The 23,526-nt window shown below is 52.0% G+C and carries 21 protein-coding genes; 5 read left to right on the forward strand and 16 right to left on the reverse strand.

All coding sequences use genetic code 11. From position 1 onward, the window contains the following. Window positions 1-103: 103 nt before the first annotated feature. On the reverse strand, window positions 104-895 hold the full coding sequence (locus tag AMM48_RS07175; RefSeq protein WP_102783522.1) for a class I SAM-dependent methyltransferase: 792 nt from the start codon (window positions 893-895) through the stop codon (window positions 104-106). 179 nt (window positions 896-1,074) lie between these two features. Between AMM48_RS07175 and AMM48_RS07180 the strand changes: the two genes are divergently transcribed. From AMM48_RS07180 to AMM48_RS07200, 5 genes are all read left to right on the forward strand, one after another. After that, window positions 1,075-2,205 carry an ABC transporter substrate-binding protein gene (locus AMM48_RS07180; RefSeq protein ID WP_102783523.1) on the forward strand — a complete coding sequence of 377 codons (1,131 nt, stop codon included), beginning with the start codon at window positions 1,075-1,077 and terminating at the stop codon, window positions 2,203-2,205. A 35-nt stretch (window positions 2,206-2,240) separates the two neighbouring features. After that, the gene (locus AMM48_RS07185) at window positions 2,241-3,266 is read left to right on the forward strand and encodes an iron ABC transporter permease (RefSeq protein WP_240626367.1); all 1,026 of its coding nucleotides are present in this window, start codon (window positions 2,241-2,243) and stop codon (window positions 3,264-3,266) included. Continuing rightward, window positions 3,260-4,084: an ABC transporter ATP-binding protein gene (locus tag AMM48_RS07190; RefSeq protein WP_022733758.1), complete on the forward strand. Its 825-nt coding sequence runs from the start codon at window positions 3,260-3,262 to the stop codon at window positions 4,082-4,084. Before AMM48_RS07185 ends, AMM48_RS07190 begins: the two co-directional genes overlap by 7 nt. A 168-nt stretch (window positions 4,085-4,252) precedes the next feature. Continuing rightward, on the forward strand, window positions 4,253-4,510 hold the full coding sequence (gene eutB / locus AMM48_RS07195; RefSeq protein WP_244271154.1) for an ethanolamine ammonia-lyase subunit EutB: 258 nt from the start codon (window positions 4,253-4,255) through the stop codon (window positions 4,508-4,510). A gap of 412 nt (window positions 4,511-4,922) precedes the next feature. Beyond that, on the forward strand, window positions 4,923-6,050 hold the full coding sequence (locus AMM48_RS07200; protein ID WP_102783524.1) for a class I SAM-dependent methyltransferase: 1,128 nt from the start codon (window positions 4,923-4,925) through the stop codon (window positions 6,048-6,050). Window positions 6,051-6,238: 188 nt separating this feature from the next. Here the strand turns inward: AMM48_RS07200 and AMM48_RS07205 are convergent, their stop codons facing one another. The 15 genes from AMM48_RS07205 to AMM48_RS07275 form a co-directional block, all read right to left on the reverse strand. Further along, window positions 6,239-6,661, reverse strand: a complete 423-nt coding sequence (locus tag AMM48_RS07205) for a rubrerythrin family protein (protein ID WP_102783525.1) — start codon at window positions 6,659-6,661, stop codon at window positions 6,239-6,241. 252 nt (window positions 6,662-6,913) lie between these two features. Then, window positions 6,914-7,360, reverse strand: coding sequence for an iron response transcriptional regulator IrrA (gene irrA, locus AMM48_RS07210; protein WP_102783526.1), 447 nt, complete (start codon window positions 7,358-7,360; stop codon window positions 6,914-6,916). A 194-nt stretch (window positions 7,361-7,554) separates the two neighbouring features. After that, window positions 7,555-8,949, reverse strand: a complete 1,395-nt coding sequence (locus tag AMM48_RS07215; RefSeq protein ID WP_028791762.1) for a 2-nitropropane dioxygenase — start codon at window positions 8,947-8,949, stop codon at window positions 7,555-7,557. A 99-nt stretch (window positions 8,950-9,048) separates the two neighbouring features. Beyond that, window positions 9,049-11,172, reverse strand: a complete 2,124-nt coding sequence (gene pnp, locus AMM48_RS07220; protein WP_102783527.1) for a polyribonucleotide nucleotidyltransferase — start codon at window positions 11,170-11,172, stop codon at window positions 9,049-9,051. Window positions 11,173-11,380: 208 nt separating this feature from the next. Beyond that, entirely contained in the window at window positions 11,381-11,650 is a 270-nt protein-coding gene (gene rpsO / locus AMM48_RS07225; protein ID WP_022733752.1) for a 30S ribosomal protein S15, read from the reverse strand. Between the two features lie 17 nt (window positions 11,651-11,667). After that, entirely contained in the window at window positions 11,668-12,594 is a 927-nt protein-coding gene (gene truB / locus AMM48_RS07230; RefSeq protein WP_022733751.1) for a tRNA pseudouridine(55) synthase TruB, read from the reverse strand. Beyond that, the gene (gene rbfA, locus AMM48_RS07235) at window positions 12,594-13,013 is read right to left on the reverse strand and encodes a 30S ribosome-binding factor RbfA (RefSeq protein ID WP_022733750.1); all 420 of its coding nucleotides are present in this window, start codon (window positions 13,011-13,013) and stop codon (window positions 12,594-12,596) included. Before rbfA ends, truB begins: the two co-directional genes overlap by 1 nt. 17 nt (window positions 13,014-13,030) lie before the next feature. Then, the gene (infB, locus tag AMM48_RS07240) at window positions 13,031-15,712 is read right to left on the reverse strand and encodes a translation initiation factor IF-2 (protein ID WP_022733749.1); all 2,682 of its coding nucleotides are present in this window, start codon (window positions 15,710-15,712) and stop codon (window positions 13,031-13,033) included. A gap of 80 nt (window positions 15,713-15,792) precedes the next feature. After that, window positions 15,793-16,383: an RNA-binding protein gene (locus AMM48_RS07245; protein WP_022733748.1), complete on the reverse strand. Its 591-nt coding sequence runs from the start codon at window positions 16,381-16,383 to the stop codon at window positions 15,793-15,795. 18 nt (window positions 16,384-16,401) lie between these two features. After that, window positions 16,402-17,970, reverse strand: coding sequence for a transcription termination factor NusA (nusA, locus tag AMM48_RS07250; protein ID WP_028791761.1), 1,569 nt, complete (start codon window positions 17,968-17,970; stop codon window positions 16,402-16,404). A 9-nt stretch (window positions 17,971-17,979) separates the two neighbouring features. Next, window positions 17,980-18,519 (reverse strand): ribosome maturation factor RimP, encoded by a 540-nt coding sequence (rimP, locus tag AMM48_RS07255; protein WP_022733746.1) that lies wholly within the window; start codon window positions 18,517-18,519, stop codon window positions 17,980-17,982. Between the two features lie 137 nt (window positions 18,520-18,656). Then, complete coding sequence (locus tag AMM48_RS07260; RefSeq protein WP_102783528.1) at window positions 18,657-19,256, reverse strand: biliverdin-producing heme oxygenase; 600 nt, start codon at window positions 19,254-19,256, stop codon at window positions 18,657-18,659. 152 nt (window positions 19,257-19,408) lie between these two features. Further along, window positions 19,409-20,671 carry an HlyD family type I secretion periplasmic adaptor subunit gene (locus AMM48_RS07265; RefSeq protein ID WP_244271155.1) on the reverse strand — a complete coding sequence of 421 codons (1,263 nt, stop codon included), beginning with the start codon at window positions 20,669-20,671 and terminating at the stop codon, window positions 19,409-19,411. A gap of 98 nt (window positions 20,672-20,769) precedes the next feature. Then, window positions 20,770-22,506, reverse strand: a complete 1,737-nt coding sequence (locus AMM48_RS07270; RefSeq protein ID WP_347876273.1) for a type I secretion system permease/ATPase — start codon at window positions 22,504-22,506, stop codon at window positions 20,770-20,772. Between the two features lie 109 nt (window positions 22,507-22,615). Continuing rightward, on the reverse strand, window positions 22,616-23,347 hold the full coding sequence (locus AMM48_RS07275; RefSeq protein ID WP_102783529.1) for a calcium-binding protein: 732 nt from the start codon (window positions 23,345-23,347) through the stop codon (window positions 22,616-22,618). Between the last annotated feature and the right edge of the window lie 179 nt (window positions 23,348-23,526).

The following is a 23,526-nucleotide window of genomic DNA, read 5'->3' on the forward strand; positions in this document are numbered from 1 at the left end:
TGAAAGATATATATCTTCCTGCGGCTTCGCTCCGCGTATCCGCACAAATCCGGTCAACCATTCAAACCAAATTAAGAGGTCCTGAGCCTAGACATTCGGGCAATCAGCTGATCGGTTTTTGTGCGCAAATGGCATAGCGATGCTGTGCGCCGCGCTCCAGCCCCTTGGCAAAGCTGATGTGTTTCTTTTGCGCGCTGTGAATTTGCTTGAGGTCAAAATCAACCGTGATCGGGTCAAACCCGGTTTGGCGTAGCATTGCTGAAACCTCATCGGACCGTGCGCCACCCGAAAAATGCACGCGGGCCAGAATATCACGATGGGTTTTCATCTGTGGCGCCACCTCAACCGCTTTGCGCAGACCAAGTGTTTGCATGAAATCAGCCATCGCCTTATTGAGCTTACTGGCCCAAGTCGATGAAACAAAATCACCATCGACCACCAACAGTTTTCCGCCCGGTTTAAGAACCCGGAACCATTCGACAAATGCTGCCGCCGGATCAACCAGCGTCCAAACCAGATGGCGTGTCACAATCACATCATAACTGTTGTCTGGCTCAAGCGTATTTTCCGCATCGCCGAGCAGAAACTGGATATTTGAGCCGCGCTGTTTTGATTTGGCGCGCGCCTTTTCAAGCATGGTTTCAGACCAATCAAGCCCGGTCACCGCAAACTCAAGATCATGCATCAGATGGCTGATCACAGCGGTCCCACTGGCAAGGTCAAGGGCGCGGCGACCATTCCCTTTTCCAATGTGACGTTCAAAAAGCGCATGCCACGCCGCCCGTTCCGTTTCAGAAAATATTTCGTGACCGGGTTGTTCGTCAAAAGTCGCCGCACGCATCGACCAATATTCTTTGATCTCGTCACGCAGGGAGTAATTGCTGGCCTCATTCATAGTATCTTTATGCCCTCAACAGCGGAAAACGCGAGATTTCCGCGATTTGTCTCGATCTCTCACAGATGTTCAAATTACGAATCCGCAAATAAATCGCATTATCATTGCGAAAAACATTGATTTGCATTCTCAATAACTGATAATCCCGCATCAGGGCAATCCTAAATGAGGGAACGGGAATGAAAATTTTTGGTGCAATTGCAGCGCTGACGATGTTGGTTGCGGGGTCTGCACAGGCCGCCGAATCGGTTAAAATTACCGATGTTGCCGGGCGGGAAGTTTCGGTAAACCTGCCGGTTGAACGCGTAATCCTTGGCGAAGGCCGCCTGATTTATGGGTTGGCAACGCTTGATAGCGAAGATCCTTTCGCCCGTGTTGTTGGCTGGCGCGATGACCTGAAAAAGGCCGACCCGCAAACCTATGACATCTATGCTGCGAAATATCCGCGCGTTGATGAGATTCCGACCTTTGGTGGCATGAAGGATGGCACGTTCGATGTCGAACAGGCGATCTCGCTGAAACCCGATGTCGTGATCATGAATCTCGAATCCAAAGGTGCGACCGAAGATGGCGGTTTTGATGAAAAACTCGCCGCCGTTGGCATTCCGCTGGTCTATATCGATTTTCGTGAAGCCCCGATCAAGAACACCGAAACCAGCATGAAAATTCTTGGCCAACTGACCGGAAAGGTTCAGAAAGCCGACGAATTCATCACCTTCCGCAGTGATCATATCAACGAAGTCACCGCACGGCTTGCCAAGGCAAATCCGGAAAAACCCAATGTCTTTATCGAACGTGCTGCGGGCTATTCCGAAGAATGCTGCATGTCGTTTGGCAACGAAAACTTTGGCAAAATGGTTGAAATGGCCGGCGGTATAAACATCGCTGCTGCGATCATTCCGGGCACATTTGGCACCATCAACCCCGAACAGGTTGTGGCATCAAACCCCGATCAGGTAATTGCAACGGGCGCCAGCTGGGAAGCCTATTCCCCCGGTGGAGCCTGGGTTGGTCTTGGCCCGAATGCCGATATGGTTGAAGCTCATCGCAAACTTGTTGGTCTGACAGAACGCCCGGCCTTTACCGGCATCAAGGCCGTCGAAAACGGCAAGGTTCATGCGGTATGGCATCAGTTCTATAACAGCCCTTATCAGTTCGTTGTCATCGAACAGATGGCTAAATGGCTGCACCCGGACCTGTTTGCCGATATTGACCCTGAAGCAACCTTTAAGGAACTTCACGACCGCTTCCTGCCGATTGACTATCAGCCGGGTTATTTCATCTCCATTAGCGATACCGTCACAAACTAATGACACCCAAACAAATATCTGTCGAAGCCGGGAGCGTGCACTACAAAGCACGCTCCTTGCGTCGTTTTTTGCTGCTGCTCGCGATGGGCGGGGCATTGTTTCTCTCGTTTGCTGTCGATCTGGCGACGGGACCGGCGAACTATCCGCTGTCTGATGTGATTGCCACCCTGCTTAATCCCGGGGCTGCAAGCGATCAGATGCGCGTGGTGATCTGGGAGATCCGCATGCCGGTTGCGCTAATGGCGCTAACTGTCGGGGCAGCCCTATCGACGGCTGGTGCACAGATGCAAACCATCCTTGCCAACCCGCTTGCAAGCCCCTTTACGCTTGGCATTTCGGCCGCCGCCGGATTTGGCGCGGCCTTGGCACTGGTTCTGGGCGTCGCGCTCGTACCGTCCCTTGTTGAATTTATTATTCCGATCAATGCCTTCATCATGGCCATGGGCGCAGCACTGATCATTCATTTCTTTAGCCGTATGCGTGGTGTCACGGTCGAAACCATTGTTTTGCTGGGCATCGCACTGGTCTTTACCTTCAACGCGCTTCTGGCCCTGTTGCAATATCTCGCCAGTGAGCAGGCGTTGGCTGCTGTTGTCTTCTGGACCATGGGTAGCTTGGTGAAAGCCACCTGGACCAAGGTCGCCGTCACTGCCGCCGCCGTTGCGATTGCCCTGCCGCTGTTTACCAAACAAGCATGGGCCTTGACCGCCCTTCGTCTGGGCGATGCCAAGGCCGAAAGTTTCGGCGTCAATGTTCAGGGCCTACGCCTGCGCACCATGCTGATCGTAAGCCTTCTGGCGGCAATCCCGGTATCGTTTGTTGGCACCATCGGCTTTATCGGGCTGGTTGGCCCACATATCGCCCGCATGCTGGTGGGCGAAGACCAGCGCTTCTTCCTGCCCGCATCGGTTCTGTGCGGGGCCTTGATCCTGTCGGCCACCTCGGTACTTTCCAAACTGCTGATCCCGGGTGCGATCTTGCCGATCGGGGTGATTACCGCCCTTGTCGGTGTGCCGTTCTTCTTCTCGTTGATTTTCGCAAGTCGGAGGAAATCATGGTAACGCTGCAACTTGAAAATATCGGAGCACGGTATGGCAAGGTTCAGGTGGTTTCGGGTGTTACGACGCCTTTGATCAAACCGGGCACTGTCACCGCCGTCATCGGCCCCAATGCGGCAGGTAAATCCAGCCTGTTCAAACGCATTGCGGGACTGGCCAAGGGGGAGGGCACGGTCGATACCGGGTCTGCTGCCAAACAGCGCAACACCATTTGCTACATGCCGCAGGATACTGGATCAACCGCCGTTTTGTCGGTCTATGAGTCAGTCATTCTTGCCGCCAAGCAAGGATCAAGTTTACGCGTGCGTGATGATGAACTGACCCGCATTGATGGCATTCTTGCTGCCTTGCGTATTTCAGACCTGTCGGCGCGCAATTTGGGCGAGCTCAGCGGCGGACAACGCCAATTGGTTGCCATCGCCCAGACACTGGTGCGGGACCCGAAAATCCTTCTGATGGATGAACCAACCTCGGCCCTTGATCTGCATCGCCAGATGGAGGTTCTGTCTTTCATGCGTGATATCGCCAAAGGACAAAACATCATTGTCCTGATCGCCATTCACGATCTGAACCACGCGCTTCAATATTGCGATCAAGCCATGGCGATCCGCGATGGCCGCATGGTGGCTTTCGGCCCCTGTGCCGATGTCATCGACAGCGACCTGTTGCGCGATGTCTATCAGGTCGATGGCCATGTCGAATATAATTCGCTTGGTCATGCTCACGTTGTCTTGCGCGGCCCGCATGATGAAACCAACAGCCGCCATAGCACAGCCGTGATGCATAATCCCGTCTCGGACATGTCACTGGCTGCTCAATAAGCATTCGCGATTTGCACAAAGATTAAAAATTTTGCATTTGCGGAATTTTCTGCTTCCATGGACTTCAGGATAAAACACATCGTTCTGGCGTCCATTCTGCGCCGTACAACATTGAAATATCGGACATGAACTGTCCGGCGATGTGACGGATGCTTCAGGAGACAGAACGTGCAGACAAGCGTGCCATATAGTTTCGAACGCTTTACCTTCCCCGATTTGAAAACCCTGCTGGCAAAGGCAAGTCCTTTACGCTCGGGCGATGTTTTGGCCGGTCTTGCCACCCAATCGGATGAAGAACGCGTTGCTACGCGGTTTGCACTGGCCGATGTGCCCTTAAAACGATTTCTAAGCGACTCACTGGCTCCATATGAACGCGATGATGTCTACCCGCATGATCATGGTTGGTCGCAACCGGGATGCGCTTGACCCTGGGTCCTCCATGATGGTTGGCCATTTTCGAAACTGATGCGCAATGAAGACCTGGTTGAAGTAGCAAATGACATGAATGATCCCAGAACAATGCGCCGGTCATCAACATGCGGAACCCTATGAGGCTGTGGAACAAGGTCTCAATGCGCTGTAACTGAGAACAAAACAGTTTGCTCTTAAAGTGTTCTTCAACAATCACAGGCACTACTTTTAAAAAAGGGTGGAGCAAAAAATTTGATAAGTTCTGAGTTCAGATTGACCCTAGACAATCAATAGACATATTTAGAATATCTAAGAAAAAGCTAGATACTAGACAAAATTTATTTCTTATTCTGCTTATCCGGATTAGAATATTAAATAAGATAACAAACCTTGAGTTAAATTAAATATTTATCTACATGAGGAAAACATGACAAAATATAAAGATGTATATGGAAAATATTCCATAGGATCTGGTGCAATTTTATCAAATGGAGATGAAGATAAAGTATGGGATAGAATAGATGAGCCTGAAGTGATCTCCGCTTACAAAAGATCAATTGTTCGGGACTTTGTCAAATCTGGAATATCACTAAAAGAACTCCCACAATGGAATATTATGGATGTCGGCACAGGAAGACAAGCAATAACAATGCTCGATCTAGGAGCAAAGAAGGTTGAACATTATGATATCAGCCCTGAAAACGTTGATCGATTGAATAAATATTGCACTTCCAATGGACTTGAAGGGCGTCTTAAAACTAATTGCTGCGATATAGTAGAAACATATTTAGGAAGTGAAAAATATGATTTCATTTACCTTAACGGAATAGTTCAGCATTTTTCAAACGTTGGTAAAGGAATAGAAAATTGTATTAAAGCGCTTAAGAATAGCGGATTGATTTGGCTTTATTTCTACAGATCTGGAACTTACGATAATTTTTTACTTTATATGATACGAGACCTAATTCATTCTAGTAATATTTCGAATGGAAGTGAAAAATTAAAAGAGCATTTTATTTCGTCTATTATTTCATACTCCGAAGATGTTGATAAAAATTATCTCACATCAATGTATATCGACGGCATATTTACAAGATATGCTAACTTATATACTCCTGAAACATATATTAATTTCATGAAAGAGCGAGGTTTTGAAGTTGTATCATCATCAGGACTTGACCCATTGGGCAAGAATATAGATCACTATTACGCGAGGGCAGCAACAGTAATAACCTTTAGGAAATCAAAAAAAATAAATGATTTAAATAGTTTAACAAACACTCTTTCTCCAGAAAATGATGTCAACCAACTCGAAAAATCCCTATATCTGGAACAAGAAATCGTCGAAACAATCGAACTCTATTCAGAAATGAAAAGACTGTTGAGCAATCCAAACGTACCTCAGTCTTTAACTGTATTTGTTAGCTTACGCCTGTTTAACTTCCTTAACTCAAAAATAAGATCAGAAAAACATGACCCTATGAATAGACATATAGACTTGCAGCATATACTGAGAAACATAAACAAACTTGTTAAAGAAGAATACATAGCTTGAATTAATTACATGTGAATACCAATATTTATATATGAATAAACATCCTTTATTAACTCTAGGCACAATGCGTTTCTTTGCACCTAGAGTTAATAAACTTAATTTTCTGAACATTAAATTAATTACATATCTATAATTAAGATAGTTGAAAATTGAGGTTCAGAACCAATACGCTAAATAATTTTTGAGTATCATCTGAATTTTTTTCCCCAAAGAAGACTCTCTATCCGTTTTACATGTGCTAACTCGACCCGCGCCAGACTTTCAAACCATGCGGCAACGTCATCAAGGCCTTCTTCCCGCGCGATACGCGCCATTTCTGGATAGGTCTGATCGGCTTCAGCACGTTCTAAGGCCAATGCCGCTTCCAGATTAAGCTTTGTCGTACCCAATGCCTTGCCGGTCGTCGCATCACCGGTTTTTTCCAGAAACTCCAGATGTCCGAACGCATGACCGGTTTCCGCCTCGGCGGCGGCTCGGAACAGCTCGGCGGCGTCGGTATCGCCTTCGATATCAGCCTGCTGGGCGAAATAAAGGTATCGACGGTTGGTTTGTGCTTCTGCGGCAAAGGCTGCGCGCAGATTTTCCTCGGTACGTGTTCCCTTAAGCGCCATGTGCGCTGTCCTTATATTATTGTTCGCAAGGATCATTTGTGTGGATGCTTGCGAAAGGTATCAAACAAAACAGGCGGCAAACCCTTACGGTTCTGCCACCCCTGTATTTGTCCTGAAATCGTTCTGCGTCAAGCAGCATCAAACCAATTTGCACCACCTGACGGCAGATTTCATCAGCCTGTCACATTGTGCCCAAATGCCGAAATTACCCCGCGACCAAGATGCTGATCACAGCCAAACATACCGGGGGAATCAGGCCGCATTCCGTGTCGCTGAATTGCGTTTCAGGCGGAAGACAAGATCAACCGACTGCAGTTCCGTGCCACGCGGCATGTTGGGAATACCGGCAATCTGAATGGATTCAGCCGGAATATCAGACAGCATGCCGTCTTCTTCGCAGTAGAAATGATAATGCGGGGCGGTGTTGGTATCAAAATATGAACGGCCCGAATCAACCACGATCTCATTAAGCAAACCGGCATCGGTGAACTGGTGCAAAGTGTTATAGACCGTTGCCAATGACACCTTGATGGTGTTGGTCATTGCTTCGGAATGAATTTGCTCTGCCGTGATATGGCGATGGCCATCTTCAAACATCAGACGGGCCAGGGCCAGTCGCTGCCGGGTGGGGCGCAGATTGGCCTCTTTAAGGCGATTAAGTGCATTGGTGTATGGACGCCCGGCGGTGGCGGTACGCATGATCTTGCCCCTTCACTTTCCTGACGGGCCAATATTCATTTACGGCCCCGATCAATTCCAAGGCTACCTTAGGGAACCTCTGCGCGCGGTTCTTTGATTTTGATCAACTCCAATCACATCAATCCGCGGCATGCGCCCATAAAAAAAGGGCCGGTGAAAAACCGGCCCTTTGAAATGATCTGACAGATCGATGATCAGTCACCGGTCATGATGCGATCAACGAGCTGTTTGACGGTCGGAATATTGCCGTTGGCATAGAACGGGTCTTCACCAAACTTGTAGGCATTATGGCCGGCAAACATCAGTTCGTTTTCAACCTTCGCACCGTGCGCAATGTTCTGAAGCGTTTTCTGAATACAGAAAGAACGCGGATCAGCACGCTTGCCGGTCGTGCCACTGTGCTGTTCCCAGTTGGAGAACTGGCACTGTGACAAACAGCCCATACAATCGATCTGGTCTTTCTTAACCGTCAATGCGCTTTCAGGTGTCAAAAACACCATGGTTTCATCCGGGGTCGGCATGCCTTCGGTGTATCCGGCATCAAGCCAGCCACGCACCTTGTCGGCATCATCTTCGCGGACGTAAATCGGACGCCCACGACGGCCCAGCGGAATACCAACATGCAGGTCTGCTTCAGCGGTACGCGAATAGCGCACCTGACGATCAGACCGCTGATGCAGGTCTTCGAGGAAGGTGTTGCGCACCGCCGAGCTATAGAAACCCGTCGGGCTGAATTTATGCAGCGATACATCGCCATCCTGAAGGCTGGTCAGGCGCTGTTTCCACTCGTCGGAAATCTCGCTTTCCTGAGTCAGAAGCGGACGGGTACCAAACTGGAAGGCCACCGGGGCAACTTCCGGGTTGTCGATCCAGTCTTCAAAATCACGCAGGAACCAGACACCGCCAGCCATAATGATTGGCACATGGTTCAGGCCAACCGAATTCATGAATGTACGCAGGTCACGGACACGCGGGAACGGATCTTCGGGCACAAGCGGATCTTCGGAATTCGACAGGCCGTTATGACCACCGGCACGCCATGGATCTTCATAAACCACACCGCCCAGCCATTCCGGGGTCTTTTTATACGACCGCAGCCACAATGCGCGGAAAGCACGGGCCGAAGACACAATCGGATAATAGTGAACGCCATAGTGGGCTGAAATCTGGGCAATCTTGTAGGGCATGCCCGCACCACAGGTCACCCCGTGAATAAGGCCTTTGGCACCTTCGAGAACCCCCTCAAGGATGGGTTCGGCGCCGCCCATTTCCCACAATACGTTCATATGCAAACGGCCTTCGCCATTCCGCATTTCGTGGGCAATCTGAGCCTGTGCAATGCCGCCGCGAATACCGTACGCAATCAGTTCCTGATGGCGGTCACCACGGGTTTTTCCTGCGTATTCGATCGGAACCATGTTGCCGTTCTCGTCATACGAGTCAGCATTCACAGCGGAAAAAGTTCCGATACCGCCGGCAGCGGCCCATGCGCCGGAACTCTTGCCCGTCGATACAGCAACGCCTTTGCCACCTTCGATAACTGGCAAGACTTCTTTACCCGACATGACGAGCGGATTAAGGGCTTTCAAGTTCGTCTCTCCCATTCGGCAATTTGCCAGCGACACCCCTGCATCGCTTTGACTGCCGGACGACGTTACATTTTTATCGTCGTCCGGCATCCAATTTGCTTATTCGGCGTCGCCTGCTTCGAGGTCTGCACCGGTTTCCTGGTCGACACGTTTCATCGACAGTTTGATCTTGCCGCGATCATCGAAACCGATGACTTTGACTTTAACTGCATCGCCTTCTTTCACGATATCCGAAACCTGTTTGACACGCTCAGGTGCCAGTTCGGAAATGTGAACAAGACCGTCGCGGGCGCCAAAGAAGTTTACGAAGGCACCAAAGTCGACAGCCTTAACGACCTTACCATCATAGATATGATCCAATTCAGGTTCTGCAACGATTGATTTGATCCAATCAACAGCTTGCTTGCCTTTTGCACCATCGGTGTGTGCGACAGTGATCGAACCATCATCTTCGATATCGACTTTTGCGCCGGTCTCTTCGCAGATTTCGCGAATAACCTTACCGCCCGAACCGATGACATCACGAATTTTGTCTTTCGGGATCGAGAACTGGGTAATGGTCGGTGCATTGCCCGATACTTCACCACGTGCTTCCGGAAGCGCCTTGGACATTTCACCAAGGATATGCAAACGGCCGTCACGTGCCTGTTTCAGGGCAATCTGCATGATGTCTGCGGTCACCGAGGTGATCTTGATGTCCATCTGCAGCGAGGTAATGCCGTTTTCGGTACCAGCAACTTTAAAGTCCATGTCACCAAGGTGATCTTCATCACCCATGATGTCAGAAAGAACGGCAAAGTCGTCTGATTCCTTGATCAGGCCCATTGCAATACCCGCAACTGGACGTACCAGCGGAACACCGGCATCCATCATTGCAAGCGAGCTTGCACACACCGTCGCCATCGAAGACGAACCGTTTGACTCGGTAACTTCCGAAACAATACGGGTGGTGTACGGGAAGGTGTCTTTGGTCGGCATCAACGGATGCAGCGCACGCCATGCAAGTTTACCATGACCGATCTCACGACGGCCAGGCGACCCCATGCGGCCAGCTTCACCAACCGAGTACGGCGGGAAGTTGTAATGCAGCATGAAGCTTTCACGGTATTCACCGTCAAGCGCATCGACGATCTGCTCGTCCTGACCGGTACCAAGGGTAACAACAGCCAGTGCCTGCGTTTCACCACGGGTAAAGATCGCAGAACCATGCGAACGCGGCAGAACCGAAACTTCGCCGAGGATCGGACGAACGTCAGCACCGCTACGGCCATCAATACGTTTGCCGGTTTTCAGGATCGCACCGCGAACGATGTCTTTTTCCAGATCCTTGATGATCGACGAAACTTTGCCTTTAAGCCCATCAGGAACTTCATCGCCAAGTTTCTCGACGATTTCAGCTTTGGCAACCGAAATTGCAGCCGAACGCTCCTGTTTGACAACATGGCCATAAGCTTTGGTCAGGGCATCGGTGCCAAGACCAGCAATTTTTTCGACCAGTGCGTCATAGCCTTCTGGCAGTTCAGCAATAGCGCGCGGCTCTTTGGCAGCATCTTCAGCCAGATCGATGATCAGGTCGAGAACGCCCTGGAACTGATCGTGGCCGAATTTAACCGCACCAAGCATGATTTCTTCGGACAGCTCGGATGCTTCGGACTCAACCATCATCACGCCATCGCGGGTACCCGCAACAACAAGATCAAGATCGCCTTCTTTAACCGAGTCGGTCGCCGGGTTGAGGATGTACTCACCATCTGCATAACCAACGCGCGCAGCACCAATCGGGCCAAGGAACGGCAGGCCAGAAATCGTCAGCGCAGCCGAGGTACCGATCATGGCAACCACATCCGGGTCGTGTTCCATGTCGTGCGACAGAACGGTACAAACGATCTGGGTGTCGTTGCGATACAGCGGGTGGAACAGCGGGCGGATCGGACGGTCGATCAGACGCGAAACAAGCGTTTCTTTTTCCGAAGGACGGCCTTCACGTTTGAAGAAACCACCTGGGATTTTACCCGCGGCAAATGCTTTTTCCTGATAGTTAACCGTCAGTGGGAAAAAGTCGACATCCGGGCGCGGCTGTTTGGCGCCAACGGCAGTACAAAGAACAACGGTCTCACCATAGGTGACCTTGACAGCGCCATCGGCCTGACGGGCGATTTTACCAGTTTCAAGGGTCAGAGTGGCGTTGCCCCACTGCATTTCCTTACGGACGACATTAAACATTATTTTCTCTTCCTCTTACAAACATCTGACGGACCCGTAATCATACACGAGTTCCGAACACATTAATTATGAGGCTTTGGTAACAGCTTCATAATTAATGGGTCCGGATTAAGCATCTGGTCGGCCCATCCGACCCTACTTCCCGTGTTCTGATCCATCAGAACAATAAAAAACGACGGCGGAGGTCACCCTCCGCCGTAGTTCGAAATCAGCGGCGAATACCGAGACGTGCAATGACGGTCTCGTAACGCGACTGGTCTTTGCGCTGCAGATACTTCAGCAGGCGACGACGCTGGCCGACCATCATGAGAAGACCACGACGGCTATGGAAGTCGTGTTTGTGTTCTTTCATGTGTTCGGTAAGGTTCTTGATCCGTTCGGTCAGGATTGAAACCTGGACTTCGGGGGAACCGGTGTCACCGTCTTTCTGAGCGTATTCTTTGATCAGCTCGGCTTTGCGTTCAGCAGTAATCGACATCAGGCATCCTTTCGCCTTTAGAGATTAAAAACACGTACGGGCCGAATTTCGCCACCACTTATCTCCGCCAACGCAACAGCACGGTTATGGAGCATGGCACAGACGATTTCGTCCTGCACGACGGGGTTTTCGAGGGCACTTCGCTTTGCAACCGGCAACAGTCCTACGGACTGGCCAGATGAAAGGCGTTGCGCCTCGACTTCGGTCAGGGCCAGCGCCGGGATGTCGTCCAGCGCGGTCTCAACCGGAAGCATTTTCTTCAACACCTCTTCGGGGTCCATTTCGAGCAGATCCTGCAAGCGAATGGAATCACCCTCCGAAAACGGCCCCGCCGAAGTCCGGCGAAGCGCGGCGATATAGCCAACAGTACCAAGGCGCAGCGCAATATCGCGCGCCAAAGATCGCATATATGCCCCTTTGCCCGATATGACATCGAACACAGCATGATCGCGATCTGGCATATCGACCAGTCGAAGATCCTTGATCAGAATCGGACGTGGTTTTAACACCACCTCTTCATCGCGGCGCGCAAGATCATAGGCACGTTTGCCATTGACCTTGATCGCCGAAAACTTTGGCGGCACCTGCTGAATTTCACCCGTGAATTCATTCAGCACGGCCTTAATTTCATCTGCGCTCGGACGATGATCAGACGTTTCGATAACGTCGCCTTCTGCATCATCCGTACTGCGTGCTTCGCCGAACTTCAGCGTAACACGATAACTTTTGCTGCCATCCATGACATAAGCAACCGTTTTGGTTGCTTCGCCAAAGGCAATTGGCAACACACCAGACGCCAATGGGTCAAGTGTCCCGCCATGTCCAGCTTTGGCTGCATCTAACAGACGACGCACCTGATTGACCACGGTTGATGACGTGATCTCCAGTGGTTTGTCGACCGCCAACCAGCCATTAATGCTTTTACCGCGACGACGACGCGCCATCAGTCGTCCTCATTTTCCGGTTCGTTTGAACCACCATCCGCAAGATCCTGAGCAACGTGCGGATCGCGCAACAAAGCTCCGATATGGTCGGCGACATCAAAACTTTTGTCTTCGATAAATCGCAATGCTGGCACATATTTCATGTGAACCTTCTGGGCCACATGATTGCGCAGGTGACCCTTCTGGCGCGTCAGCGCCTTGAGCGAGGCTTCCGCCTCACCCCCGCCAAGCGGCGTGAAGGATACCATAGCATTGCGCATATCCGGTGAAAGACTGACACCCGTAATGGTGACCGGGCGACGGGTCAGTTCCGGTTCGTAAATATCGCCGCGTTCCAACGCCTGCGACAGCGCCTGGCGAATTTCTTCCGCCACTCGGAGCTGTCGCTGACTTGGTGCTTTGGCTGGTTGCTTCGCCATTTCAGATCCTCACCGCCTTACAGTTCGACGGCGATTTCCTCGTTTTCGAAGCACTCAATCATATCGCCGGCCTGCAGATCATTATACTTGGCGAACGACATACCACATTCATAGCCCTCGCGGACTTCTTTGACTTCGTCCTTGAAGCGACGCAGGGTCGACAGCTCGCCGGAGTGAATGACCACGTTGTCGCGCAGAAGGCGGACACCTGCACCACGTTTGACGGTACCTTCGGTAACCATACAACCAGCGATCTTATTGCCAGAAATGGTGAACAGATCGCGGATTTCGGCGTAGCCCAGGAACTTCTCGCGAACTTCCGGCGACAGCATACCCGACAGCATCTTTTTGATGTCATCAGCAACATCATAGATGATCGAATAATACCGAATATCAACGTTATCACGACGCGACTGTTCGCGGGCCTGCTGGTTTGCACGCACGTTAAAGCCGATGATCAGCGCGTTCGATGCACGGGCAAGTGTGACATCCGATTCGTTAATTCCACCAACGCCGCTGTGCAGGACGCGAACCGAGACTTCTTCGTTACCAAGCTTCTGCAAGGTCCCGATAAGCGCCTCGACCGACCCCTGAACGTCACCCTTGATGACAATCGGAAGTTCTTTAACTTCACCGCTCTGCGCGAACATGTTCTCAAGCGCGGATTTCTTCATCGCCGCAGCCTGCGTTTCGCGGATACGACGCTGACGGAAATCAGAGACTTCACGTGCTTTTGCTTCGTTTTCAACAACCACGAAGTCATCACCCGCTGCTGGAACACCGTTCAGGCCAGTGACCTCAACCGGCATCCCCGGAATGGCATCAACAACACGGTTACCGTGATCATCGACCAGCGCACGAACACGGCCCCATTCTGCACCCGTGACAAAGATATCACCGGTTTTCAGCGTCCCGCGCTGAACCAGAACGGTTGCGACCGGACCACGGCCTTTTTCCATACGGGCTTCGACAACAACGCCATCGGCAACACGTTTGGGGTTGGCTTTAAGGTCAAGAACCTCGGACTGAAGCAGAATGGCTTCTTCAAGTTCGGTAAGACCAAGACGCTGTTTGGCCGAAACCTCGACAGCCTGAACGTCGCCGCCCATTTCCTCGACCACAACTTCATGCTGAAGCAGCTGGGTTTTAACCCTTGATGCATCGGCACCCGGTTTGTCGATCTTGTTGATCGCAATAATCATCGGAACACCGGCTGCCTTGGCATGGCTGATGGCCTCGATCGTTTGCGGCATGACCGAGTCGTCGGCTGCAACAACAAGAACAACGATATCGGTAACCTTCGCACCGCGCGAACGCATTTCGGTAAATGCCGCGTGGCCCGGAGTATCAATAAAGGTGATTTTCGCACCGGTCGCCATGGTGACCTGATAGGCCCCAATGTGCTGGGTAATACCACCGGCTTCGCCACCGGCGACATCGGTTGCACGCAGCGCATCAAGCAAAGAGGTTTTACCATGGTCAACGTGGCCCATAACGGTCACGACCGGCGGACGACCAATCAGATTGTCGTCATTCTCATCAACCGATACCAGCGATTCTTCAATATCAGCATCCGAAACACGCTTCATGTTATGGCCGAATTCTTCGACCACAAGCTGGGCGGTATCTGGATCAAGGCTCTGGTTGATGGTCGCCATAACGCCCATGCCCATCAGGGACTTGATCACATCAGCTGCACGTTCGGCCATACGGTTGGCAAGTTCCTGAACAGTAATGACGTCAGGAACGACCACATCACGCACGACTTTCTCCTTAGGTTTCTGCGGGCCCTGAGCACGGGCCTTGGCTTTGGCCTGCTGGCGCTTGATCGATGCCATTGAACGACGACGACCACTTTCGTCACCGCTCATGGCATTGTTGATCGACAGTTTGCCACGGCGACGGCCATCATCGGTTTTGGCGCGCGCAGCCCCGCCCTTTGCTTCTTCTTCGGCACGCTTGCGTGCTGCCAAACGAGCATTTTCCTCGTCGATTTCCTTGCGGCTTTTGGTCTTGGCAGCAGCAGGGGCCGTACGACGACGCTCTTCAGGAACCAGCGGTTCGGCCGGTTCACCAGGCATGATTTCTTCGGCTGCTTTTGGCTTACCAACCGGTTTTGGTTTGGACGGTTTGCCTTTGGCCGTTGATGCCGCAATCGACTTTTCAACGTCTTCAACAGACATCGAACCATCTTTAACCGGAGCATCTTCTGCTTTGTCGGCAGCTTCTGCCGCTTTGGCTTCTTCTGCCTTGCGGGCATCTTCTTCGACCTTACGCGCAGCTTCTTCGCGTGCACGCACCTCGGCATCCGCTTCATCCTGCTTGCGGCGCTCTTCAGCAGCCTTCAAAGCAGCCATGCGGGTTGCACGCTCACTGTTGGTCAGATTGCCCTGATCTTCGACAACCGGACGCTTTTTTACTTCTTTAACCGGTTCCTTTTTAGCTTCCGGTGCCGATTTGGCTTCCGGTGCTTCTGGCGCCGCCTGCGGCTCCTCGGCAACGAGATCCTTTTTCACTTCACGGAAGCGACCGGATTCGTTCTTTTCGAATGTCCGCTTCTTGCGCACTTCGACGGTCACAGATTTTGACCGTCCATGTGAGAAGTTTTGGCGAACCTGCCCTGCCTCGACCGTCTTGCTCAATTCAAGTTTCGATCTGTTGAGGCTCAGCGGTTTCTTCTCCTGATCGCGATCACTCATAATCCGTCCAACTTCCTCATTTCCTGCGGGATCGACTTCACATGTCGACCCTGTCCTGTCCGTCCGGCGCACGCCTGTTGTCAGACTGCGCGAAATCCTTCAAGCCGCTTCAAGGAGCGACCCAGCCGTTTGGCCAGGCCTCCTGGCGCAACGGCCACATGTACTGCTTTTTCACGACCAAAAGCCGCGCCGATTTCAGCAGCGTTCAGAACGGAATAAATCGGCAGATCCCGGGCCTTGGCCTCGATCTTGGATTTTCCGTCTGCAGCACCATCGCGTGCTGCCAATATCAGAGCCGCACCCTCAGCAATTTGGGCACGTGCTTTTTCAAACCCGGCAACGGCTTGACCGGCACGTCGTGCAAGCGACAACAGATCAAGACATTTCTGCGTTAGCAGCTGCTCGATCCGGTCAGCAAGCTCGGGGTCGATCACGACTTTTTGCCGCGCTGCCCGGGCAAAGGCATTCTTTGCACAGGCGGTATTTATCACATCCCGCGACGGGCACAACCATAATCCCCGTCCCGGCAACCGTTCCTCAAGATCGGGAACAACCGAACCATCTGGTCCGATCACAACCCTGAGAAGATCTTCCTTGGCCCGGACCTCGCCGGTGACAATGCACCGGCGTTCCGGAACCTCGGCTACCTTGCCGCCTTTGCGATGCGACATGGCGTCCTCCGATCGGCCTTAGGCCTGTTCGCTTTCAACTGCTTCGTCAGCAGTCTCAACGGTCTCTTCTTCAAGACCTTCGAACCAGCCAAGCTTGCGACGGGCTTCCATGATCATGTCATTCGCCTGATCCATGGTGATATTGTCGGCATCGCCGGCAAATTCGATCAGCTCGTCACTTGCCAGATCGGCGAAATCTTCAAGGTTTTTAACCTCATTCTCGCCAAGACGCACAACAACTGCCAGCGACAGGCCATTAAATTCGACCAGATCGTCAGCAACCTTAAGTTCTTCGCGGCGTTTCTGAAGACGTTCAGCTTCGTCCGACAGGAAGGTCCGTGCACGGGTACGCAGTTCCTCGGCGATTTCTTCTTCGAAACCTTCGATTTCTGCCAGCTCGGCCAGTGGCACATAGCCAACTTCCTCGATCGAGGTAAAGCCTTCGGCGACCAGGAGATGGGCGATAACTTCATCAACATCAAGTGCCTTGATGAACATTTCCGCACGCTTGCGCGCTTCTTCCTGACGACGTTCGCTTTCGTCTTCTTCGGTCAGAATATCGATATCCCAACCGGTCAGCTGAGACGCCAGACGCACGTTCTGACCACGACGACCAATGGCCAGGCTCAGCTGATCATCCGGCACAACGACTTCGATACGATTGGTTTCTTCATCCAGAACAACCTTGGTGACCTCGGCAGGTGCCAATGCGTTCACAACAAAGGTTGCTGGATCTTCCGACCACTGAATGATATCGATTTTTTCGCCCTGCAATTCGGCAACAACCGCCTGCACACGCGAACCGCGCATACCGACACAGGCACCGACCGGATCGATCGAGGTGTCTGACGACTGAACCGAGATTTTAGCGCGCGAACCCGGATCACGGGCCACCGATTTGATTTCGATAATACCGTCGTAGATTTCCGGTACTTCCTGGGCAAAAAGTTTGGCCATGAAAGCAGGATGGGTCCGCGACAGGAAGATTTGCGGGCCGCGCTGTTCGCGGCGCACATCCAAGATCACCGCACGAACGCGATCTCCTTGACGTACTGTTTCACGGGGGATCAGCTCTTCGCGGCGCAGGATGGCCTCGGCACGGCCGATATCAACCAGAACGTTGCCAAATTCAACACGCTTGACCAAGCCATTGATGACTTCGTCGGCACGGTCTTTGTATTCTTCGAACTGACGTTCACGCTCTGCGTCGCGCACTTTCTGAACGATAACCTGTTTGGCGGTCTGTGCTGCGATACGACCAAAATCAATCGGCGGCAACGGATCAATCAGGAACTCACCCAGATTGATGTTTTCATCACGGATACGCGCCTGTTCGAGCGACATCTGCGTAAAATCGTTTTCGATGTCATCGGTGACTTCAACGAAACGTGCGAGTTTGATCTCGCCGGTTTTACGGTCGATATGGGCACGGATGTCATGTTCATGGCCATATCTGGAGCGGCCAGCCTTTTGAATGGCCTGCTCCATTGCGCCAAGAACTTCATCACGATCAATGCCCTTTTCACGGGCAACGGCATCAGCAACTTGCAAAAGTTCCGGCCGTGGCATTCCCGAAGTGGCTTCCATATCCAACCTCTATTCTGCGGTGTCGTCAGTCCGGCGTTGGCCGGTGACATGCGCGATCAATTCATCCGTCAACACCAATTTCGACTTCGCGATATCGGCCAGCGGCAACAAGACACGTTCGCCATCAACAATCAGGGCGACCGCATTATCTTCAATCCCATCCAGCAAACCGCTGAAACGGCGACGACCATTTTGGGCCATCGTCAGTTCGACCTTTGCCTCAAACCCCTTCCACACTTCAAAATGCGGTGCACGGGTTAAAGGACGGTCGATACCCGGGGAGCTGACTTCAAGGTGATACGCACCTGAAATCGGGTCCTCGACATCCATAAGGGCAGAAACAGTACGGCTGATTTCGGCGCATTCAGTAACATTGATGCTGCCTTTGGCGTCCGCACGATCTGCCATGATCTGCAGGATATTGTGGTCCTGTCCGGTCATGGAGACGCGGACAAGTTCAAAACCCAGCGCGTTGATCGACGGTTCAATAATTTCCGTGACCTTCGCCATCAACGGGTCTTTTAACTGCTGTCCAATCAGTTCGGCCATATAGCGATGCCATACCCCAAAATGCACAAAAGAGCGGGCGCAAGGCCCACTCTTTGTCCGGTTTTACAAAAAGCTTGGCGGCTTTATACAGCCGGTTTGCGCAGAAATCAAGTCGGGATACCCACTGCGAGAGCCTTTCAACCGTGGGATTGCGTGTCAGCCGTGCGCGCGGCCTCTACCATCAGCAGATTACGGAAAAATTCAAAGGCCGCACAGGCACCGTCGCGAACCATCTCATCTTCATTCTTTCCGAGTGCCAAGTTATTGACCTGATCGACAAATTCACGCCAATGACGCCCCCGGCCATCTGCATGTGCTGCCAGATGACGCGCCCCGAAATCAGCGGTAAGGCCGATCCCCGCAGCCGCCTTTAACAAAAAGGCAGCACCCAGCGATGATCCTTCACAAACATAAAGCCAGCCAACACGCGCCATCCCGATTTGCGCTATATCTTGGCGACTCCTAAAATCAGGAACCTCACATCCCATGTCGTCAATATCCATCGACACAGCACCATATCGGCTTCGATCTGCCAGCCCCGGCATCAGTTGGTTCAGGTCATCGGCCACGTACAGTGGCCGCATTGTGCTATGAAATATATATTGCAGCCGAAGAAACCGTTTGTAGTTTTCCAGACTGTCAAAGGGTGCCATTGCCATCACCATATCATCAACACTCTGATGGTCGGTCCGCGTTGATTGTTTCAGCTCCGCCAATCGCGTTAGCTGGCCTCGCATCGTCTCTGGTTGTGATATCTCGTTCACGTCAAAGCCCCTCGTGACTGTTCTATTTGCCTAAACTGGCTGCTGGTAAACAGCCCATAGAATCTGAAACGATCCGGACCACGTGATATCTGAACGCCGCAATGCTTTCCTGTGACATTGGGATGTTAATCCTCTCGAAAGGCACGCGCGAACTGATCCGACAAGGGTTTAAAAAGATAACTCAGCGCAGAACGTTCTCCGGTTGCCAAAAAGATTTCAACCGGCATACCCGGCACCAGTTCCTGCCCATCAAGCTTATCAATTTCCCCCGAACCGATGCGCACCCGCACCACATAGTAACTTTCACCGGTTAGCTCATCGCGATCCAGTTCGGCGGAAATCCGTGACACTTCCCCCGACAATTCCGGCGTTGTCCGCTGGTTAAAGGCTGTAAAGCGCATCATAGCGGTTTGACCAGGCATGACCTGTTCGATATCACGCGGATTAACATGTGCTTCGATCACCAATTCATCGCGGTCAGGGACAATTCCCATGATGCGATCACCACCGGCAACAACACCACCCACCGTATGGACAGCCATCTGATAAACCGTCCCGTCATAGGGGGCACGAATGTCAATCCGGCGCAGTTGATCATTAAGCGCGATCTGGCGTTGCAGTAATTCGGCAAGTTGCTGGTCAATTTCGGTCAGTTCGGACAGAACGTCTGTCTGACGGTCACGATCAAGTTGTAAAATCTGCATTTCAGTTTCAGAAATCTGCATATGGGTCGCCGCAATTTGCGCGGTCAGTTCACCATGAGTCCCGTCGAGACTAGCCCGCTCCCTGCGTAACGCCGCCACCCGCGTAATCGGAACAAGTTGCTTGGCATAAAGCATCTCCAACCCGCCAAGTTCATCAACAATGTGCCTGCGTTCCTCTTCATTTGCTGATTTCTGTGCCGTTAATCCGACAATTGTTTCGGAAAGCTGGGCCAGTTTTTGCGCAAGCTGTTGTTTTTCACCTTCAAGGCTGCTGCGCCGTGCCGCAAACAGGCGGTTTTCGGCACTTACCAGCTCAGAAATATCGGCATCCTGCTGTCGACTTTTAAAAGCATCCGGCAAAGACAGCTCATCATTTACATCGCGTTCTGCGACCAGACGCATCCGACGCGCTTGAAAGGCATCAAGCTGGGATTCGACAATGCCAAGACTGGCACGCGCCATTGTATCATCGAGCCGGATCAAAAGATCACCGGCCTTAACCTGATCACCGTCATGGACGTGAATTTCACCAACGATGCCACCATCGGCATGCTGGACATCCTTGACGTTGCTTTCGACCACCATTTTACCAGATGCCACCACGGCCCCGGAAAGCTGGGCAAGAAACAGCCACACCATCAAACCTGCCATCAAGGCAAAGACAATCCCGCCGCCCCAAAACATATGCTTTCTTAATGCCAGTTGTGCCACAGATAGACCCGTCTGTTGCCGGCCGGCTGCCGAGGGGGATACGGACATCGCACGCACAGATGAAACACCGATCATGCTGTTTCTCCCACCTGTCGGACGGTTTTGCGCAAGATGTCATCGCGCGCACCAAAGGCTACCTGACGTCCGTCCTGAATAATGGTTGTCAGGTTAACCGTCGCCAGTGCACCGGGACGATGCGCTATCAAAACAACAATGGCACCACGTTCACGCGCATCGCGGACTGCCTGCAAAAGCGACTGTTCACCCGCGCTATCAAGATTGGAATTGGGCTCATCAAGCACGATCAGGAATGGATCTCCAAATAGGGCGCGTGCCAAGCCAATCCTTTGACGCTGCCCCCCTGACAGAACCACACCACCGGCCCCGACTTTGGTGTCATAGCCATTGGGCAGGGACTGGATCAGGTCATGCACACCAGCAGACCGGGCCGCCGAAACGATATCCTCGGATCTGGCATCAGGGATAAGCCGGGCAATGTTACGGGCAACCGTGTCGTCAAACAGTTCAACATCTTGTGGCAAATACCCGACATGACGCCCCAGCCGGTCAGGATCCCAATGTGATAATTCAGCCCCGTCAATACGGATGGAACCACCCCGAATGGTGCCAATGCCGACCATTGCCCGCCCAAGAGTCGATTTTCCCGATCCGCTGGGACCAATGATCCCCAAACCATCTCCGGCCTTAAGCACCAGATCATTAACCCGCAACAATACTTTTTGGGCATGTACAGACTCCCCACCCGACGTTGCCACTACAAGATTTGAGATTGTCAGACCTTGCGTTGGCGCAGGCAACTGCATGCGTTCGGAATGAGCGTCCTGTTTACTGAGAATGTGATCCAGGCGGGTGTGCGCTTGTCGGGCTGCGACAAACCCCCGCCAATTGGCAATGGCCTGCTCGACCGGTGAAAGTGCGCGTGCGGTCAGGATTGATGCCGCCACCATGGCACCCGGCGTGACTTCCTGCCGGATCGCAAGATAGGCCCCAAGGGCAAGCACAATGGATTGCAACGCAAGCCGAATGACCTTGATATAGGCCGAAAATGTTGAATTAACGTCGCCAACGACGGTGTTTTCCCTCAAGTAGCGATCATTTTGCTGACCCCATTGGTGCCGAAAAGCCCCCAACATCCCCATCGCCCGAATGGCTTCGGCGTTACGGCACCCTGCTTCGACCAGATTGCTTCGCACGACTGTTTGCGCATTCATGTGCGCGACCTTCTTACGGGTCACCAATTCACTGACAAATGTCAGCGTTATTAAAACAATCCCGCCGACCAACGCCAATATGCCAAGCCAAGGGTGGAAAACAAAAACAATCCCCAGAAAAAGCGGCATCCACGGCAGATCACAAATCGCAATCGGTCCGGCCCCACCAAGGAATTGGCGAATTTGATCAAGGTCATTGAGCGGCTGCGCCGTTTCCCGACCATTGCCCAAGCGAATGGCAAGCGTCTGTTCCAATGCCTTTGGCCCAATCTGCTCATCAACCCGCCAGCCAATCCGCACCAGCATGCGGGCGCGCAGGGCATCCACACCGCCCAGAAACAAATAAAGACCGATCACAAGACCAATCAACGCCAGAAGGGTCGGGACACTCTGACTGGCCAGCACACGATCATATACCTGAAGCATAAAAAGCGGGCCCGTCAGCATCAGCAGGTTCGAGATACCGCTCAACCCTGCAACAACCCAGAACACACGGCGCAAAGATGCAATCGCGGATCCAATTGGTGATTGGGGGGCACCATGCACAGTGCTTTGGGCCGATATTTTGCCAAACACGTTTTTTATATTCCAAAGATGTTTTACGCTGGGGTGGGTGCCGCTGTTACGCGGCACCCTGCATCAAGACTTTGCGCCCGTTCCGCTGCTTGTGGGACGGGCCGTTTTGTTAAACGAAGTCAGTTGCGTCGATATCGGTGTAATCAACACCGGTCAGCGTGACCGTGCCATTGGCATGGGAGATCAGCGCATTGCCGCTGCCATCATCGGCAACAGTGACCGAGGCATAATCGATATCAAGAAGATCGGTACCGTCGGTAAAATCGGTCACGGTGTCGTCACCGAAATCTGCTGACGTATCGAATTCGAAGGTATCTGCACCGCCATTGCCAGTCAGAACATCATCACCGGCCCAGCCACCGATAACGTCATCACCAGTGCTGCCGTTGATTTCGACACCTTCGGATGCAAAAACCGACTGCAGTTCCGAACTATCACCACTGAAAAGCCCGGTCAGAACCGTACCGGTTTCACTCGAACTCAAAGCAAGCCCGGAAATATCGACGCTTGAATCGCTTAGATAGTAATCACCGTTGGCATCCTGGGCCTTGGTTTCACCGAACGAAAGCTGATCAAGATTGCCAACGATTTCATGCGTACTGATGTCATAGCTGAAATCGGTGCCACTGTTGGATGAGGCTAGGAAACCGCCCGTATAGCTCGAACCGCTGTCTTCATCGCTCAAATAATATTGTTCGCCCTGAAACAAACCGTTGCCATTCAGGAACTCACCATAGTTGAACAGACCCTTGGAAAAGTTTGCATCAAAGTCTGCAAGCAGACCTTTGAAGTCCACACCGTTTCCTGAACCATCTGCATTCAGATCAATCGTGATCGTCATTTCGGAATCTCCTCGTTGTTTGTCACCCCAACCATTGAAGCAACAAACATGAGAATGACTCTTAGTTTCATAATGAGTCAATATGTTTTTTTGTTTAAAAACAATTAGTTAATAGGAAATACCAAAACACCGGCCAGGGAATTTCCTGACCGGTTAATGCCGTTTAAATTGCCTTGTGA

The organism is Thalassospira sp. GB04J01 (assembly GCF_000751115.1).
In the GTDB taxonomy this organism is placed as follows: Bacteria; Pseudomonadota; Alphaproteobacteria; order Rhodospirillales; family Thalassospiraceae; genus Thalassospira; species Thalassospira lucentensis.